The organism is Faecalibacterium sp. Marseille-Q4137, assembly GCF_017377535.1.
Taxonomy (GTDB): domain Bacteria; phylum Bacillota; class Clostridia; order Oscillospirales; family Ruminococcaceae; genus Faecalibacterium; species Faecalibacterium duncaniae.
In genome coordinates this window covers 1-4,561 of sequence record NZ_JAFREK010000026.1, presented here as the reverse complement: position 1 = coordinate 4,561, position 4,561 = coordinate 1, and the positions used below count along the sequence as shown (strand labels likewise).

3 protein-coding genes are annotated in these 4,561 nt (G+C 47.3%); all 3 read left to right on the top strand.

Annotated features, from left to right (window positions below; genetic code table 11):
- Positions 1 to 613: restriction endonuclease subunit S (locus tag J3353_RS10865; protein ID WP_242700927.1), on the top strand; the 613-nt coding region annotated here is incomplete at its 5' end.
- Between the two features lie 8 nt (positions 614 to 621).
- Positions 622 to 1,401 carry a hypothetical protein gene (locus J3353_RS10860; protein WP_113621063.1) on the top strand — a complete coding sequence of 260 codons (780 nt, stop codon included), beginning with the start codon at positions 622 to 624 and terminating at the stop codon, positions 1,399 to 1,401.
- Positions 1,391 to 4,528 (top strand): type I restriction endonuclease subunit R, encoded by a 3,138-nt coding sequence (locus J3353_RS10855; RefSeq protein WP_113621062.1) that lies wholly within the window; start codon positions 1,391 to 1,393, stop codon positions 4,526 to 4,528. Before J3353_RS10860 ends, J3353_RS10855 begins: the two co-directional genes overlap by 11 nt.
- Positions 4,529 to 4,561: the final 33 nt, after the last annotated feature.

Below are 4,561 nucleotides of genomic sequence, written 5' to 3'. Positions count from 1 at the left end.
GAGCAGAGCAGAGCAGAGCAGAGCAGAGCAGAGCAGAGCAGAGCAGAGCAGAGCACTGATTAAGCTCTTGCAGTATGTGTTTGGCTATGCCATGTTGCCGCTGAGTGAGATTGCAAATGTTTTTCGTGGTGAGTATATCACTAAGAAAAATGAAAAAGCTGGTAATGTCCCCGTGATTTTGGGAGGGCAAGAACCGGCATATTATATTGACCGTGCTAACCACACCGGCGAAATTGTCGCGGTGGCTCGGAGCGGTGCATCTGCTGGATTTGTTTCTTACTGGGATGAACCGATATTTATTACGGATGGCTTTGGGTATGAAGTAAAGAAAGAAGTTGCCATACCGAAATATCTGTACTATGCGCTTAAGAATAAAGAAATAGAACTGAACGGTATGAAGCGTGGCGCAGGCGTTCCTCATGTGAGCGGCGAAAGATTGGGAGAGATAAATCTGCCAGTGCCGCCTATTGAGGAACAAAAGCGCGTTGTTTCTATCCTTGATCGCTTTGATGCTATCTGCAATGATTTGACCGGCGGTCTGCCCGCAGAGATTGAAGCGAGACGAAAGCAGTACGAGTATTACAGGGATAAGCTGTTAAACTTTGGAAAGTGAGGAGAAAAATGGATAATCAAACGTTATTTGATGTGAAGAATGCGGTTGAAGTAATGTCGAAAGCATTAAAGCTGTTTGCCGAAAAAATAACGGAATTGATGAATTGGTATCACATTAACCAGGATACCATAAACGAATATCTTAAGGCGTTTGGTAATCTTATCCTTTGGAGAAATGCGGTAAACAGGTTGAGTGAAAATCAGATTGTATTTACGGAACAGTTGTCCGGGGATATGATTGAAAAAGTGAATAAGTCAACAAATGTAGATGAGGTTATACTTGAATACTATACGGAAAATGAAGAAAAGTGCTTGAGAAATCTTGTTGAGCGCTGTGGCGCAGCGGAATGCGTTATAGCATACAAGAAACTGTACCCTCAAATTGTGATTGCAGCGGAAATGGGATGCTTTCAGCTTGCATGTCTAGGGTTGTTTTCGCTGGAGGATGGTATTTTGTCGGACATTGTGAACCAGCCAAAAAATACTAGCTTCAAAAAACGAATGAGAGAAATTGAGGATAAGATCAACAACAAAATACCTCCGTCCCAAACAGATTTGAAGGTTTTTGCAGTGATGATTTCAATTGGTGCATTTCAGGAGACCGCTTTTGGAAATTCAGACTTTGATAAGCCGGAACCGAGTTACTTGAATCGACATTGGATATTACATGGCAGAAGTCATCGGGATTTTACAAAAATGGATTATATTAAAATGCTCTTGAGTTTGGATGCTTTGATTTTTATGGCAAATTTGGCTGAACGGACAGAGGAAAAAACAGATGAATTATAATGTTGTTGCGGCAACCAATGAAGATACCGTTGTTGCCACCTATGAACCCTCCAAGGTGCGCTCTGACAGCTACCAAAACGAGGCGGAACTGGAAAAAGAGTTTATCCGGCTGTTGTGCGAGCAGGGTTATACCTATCTGCCGCTGCATACCGAGGATGAACTGATTGCCAACCTCCGCAGCCAGTTGGAAGAGCTGAACCACTACCACTTTTCCGATACGGAGTGGCGGCAGTTTTTCAGTGATGTAATTGCCAACCCCAACGAGCATATTCCCGAAAAGACCCGAAAGATTCAGGAAGACAATGTGCAGGTATTGCACCGGGATGATGGCAGCTCCAAAAATATCACGCTGATCGACAAAAAGAACATCCATAACAACCGCCTGCAGGTCATCAACCAGTATGAGGTAGAACAAGCAGACGGTGCACGGCATGATAACCGCTATGATGTGACGATTCTGGTCAACGGCTTTCCGCTGGTTCATGTGGAGCTAAAGCGGCGCGGGGTGGCCATCCGGGAGGCGTTTAACCAGATCAACCGCTATCAGCGGGATTCGTTTTGGGCGGGCTGCGGCTTGTATGAGTATGTGCAGATTTTTGTGATCTCCAACGGCACAAATACCAAGTACTACTCCAACAGCACCCGCTACAATGCCATCAAGGATACCAAACACGGCAAGACGAAAAAGGAAAAGACCAGCAATAGCTTTGAATTTGCCTCCTACTGGGCCGATGCGAATAACCATGTGCTGACGGATCTGATCGACTTTACCCGGACCTTCTTTGCAAAGCACACGATTCTGAGCGTGCTGACCCGGTATTGCATCTTTACCTCAGAAAAGATGCTGATGGTGATGCGCCCATATCAGATCACGGCAACCGAGAGGATATTGAACCGCATCGAAATCGCCAACAACTACAAAAAGTATGGCAGCATTGAGGGCGGTGGCTACATCTGGCACACCACTGGCTCCGGCAAGACGCTGACCTCCTTCAAAACGGCACGGCTGGCATCGCAGCTAACCTACATCGACAAGGTACTGTTTGTGGTAGATCGCAAGGACTTGGACTATCAGACCATGAAGGAATATGACCGCTTTGAGAAGGGAGCGGCAAACTCCAACACCAGCACCACGATTCTGAAACGCCAGTTGGAAAACCCGGAAGCACATATCATCATTACCACCATCCAGAAGCTGGCGACCTTCATCAAGAAAAATCCGGGGCATGAGGTCTACCAGAAGCACGTTGTGATCATCTTTGACGAGTGCCACCGCAGCCAGTTCGGTGATATGCACAAGGCCATTGTTCACAATTTCAAAAAGTACCACCTGTTCGGCTTTACAGGAACGCCGATTTTTGCAGTCAACGCAGGAAGCTCCACTGATCCACGCTATTTCACCACGGCGCAGACGTTCGGCGACCAACTGCACACCTATACCATCGTTGATGCCATCAACGATAAGAATGTGCTGCCATTCCGGGTAGACTACATCAAGACGATGGACACAGAGCCAGACATGGACGATAAACAGGTTTGGGATATCGACCGGGAAAAGGCGTTCATGGCACCCAAGCGTATTTCTCTAGTGACAAAGTACATCCTCGACCACTTCGACCAGAAAACCTATCGGGGAGACAAATCGTATGAGTTTAATCTGCTGACGAATGTGGCAGAGGTGGCCTCTGCCCAGCGTGGTACGGTGGAGGAAATCAAGCAAAAACAGCGCGTCAGCGGATTTAATTCGATTTTCTGCGTGGCTTCTGTGCCGATGGCAAAGCTGTATTATCAGGAGTTCAAAAAGCAGATGGCGGCAGACCCGACCAAGCGGCTGCGCATTGCCACCATTTACAGCTATGGAGCTAATGAAGCGGAAACGGATGGCATTCTGGACGAGGAAAACCCGGAAGATACCTCCAACCTCGACCAGAGCAGCCGGGATTTCCTGGACGCAGCCATTCAGGATTACAACGAGATGTTCCACACGAACTACTCCACCGATGGCGAACGGTTTCAGAATTACTACAAAGATGTATCGCTCCGCATGAAAAATAAAGAGCTTGACCTGCTGATCGTGGTCAATATGTTCCTGACGGGCTTCGATGCTACTACACTGAACACCCTTTGGGTGGACAAGAACCTGAAGATGCACGGTCTGATTCAGGCGTTCAGCCGGACGAACCGTATCTTGAATAGCATCAAGACCTTTGGCAATATCGTCTGCTTCCGCAACCTGCAAAAGCGGGTGGATGCGGCAATTTCGCTGTTTGGAGATAAACATGCAGGCGGCATCGTTCTGCTGCGCAAATATGCGGACTACTACCACGGTTATATGGACGAGCAGGGAAAATACCATCAGGGCTATACGGATATGATCGATGACCTGACACAGAAGTTCCCGCTGACAGAGCCGCAGATCGTCGGAGAGCAGAACCAGAAGGACTTTATCGTGCTGTTTGGTGCACTGCTGCGGATGCGGAACCTGCTTTCCTCCTTTGATGATTTCAAAGGCAACGAGATGATCTCTGAACGGGATTTACAGGACTATTTGGGCCGCTATCAGGATTTGCGGGATGAATGGCGTAACAAGAAGCACGATGAAACCAAAGAGGACATCACGGATGATGTGGTGTTCGAGGTAGAACTGATTCGGCAGGTCGAGATTAACATTGACTACATTCTGATGCTGGTCAAAAAGTACCATGACACCCATTGCGATGACAAAGAGGTGCTCATCACGATTCGCAAGGCGATTGATGCCAGCCCGGAACTGCGTAGCAAAAAGCAACTGATTGAAACCTTTATTGCAGGGGTCAACGATGTGGATGACGTGATGGCAGAGTGGAACACTTATGTGTCCGAACAGCGGGAGAAAGAGCTTGCAAAGATCATCCAAGAGGAAAAGCTGAAGGAGCCGGAGACACGCAAATATCTGGCCAATGCGTTCCGTGACGGTGAGATCAAGACCGTGGGCACTGACATTGATAAGCTGATGCCTCCTGTTTCTCGCTTTGGCGGCGGTGGCCGTGCACAGAAGAAGCAGGGTGTAATCGATAAGCTGAAGAGCTTCTTTGATAAGTTCTTTGGGATTGGTGGAAGTTCAATGGCAGAGGATGATAGCAAATAATATTTGATATTAGGAAAAATATCTGCTATAATA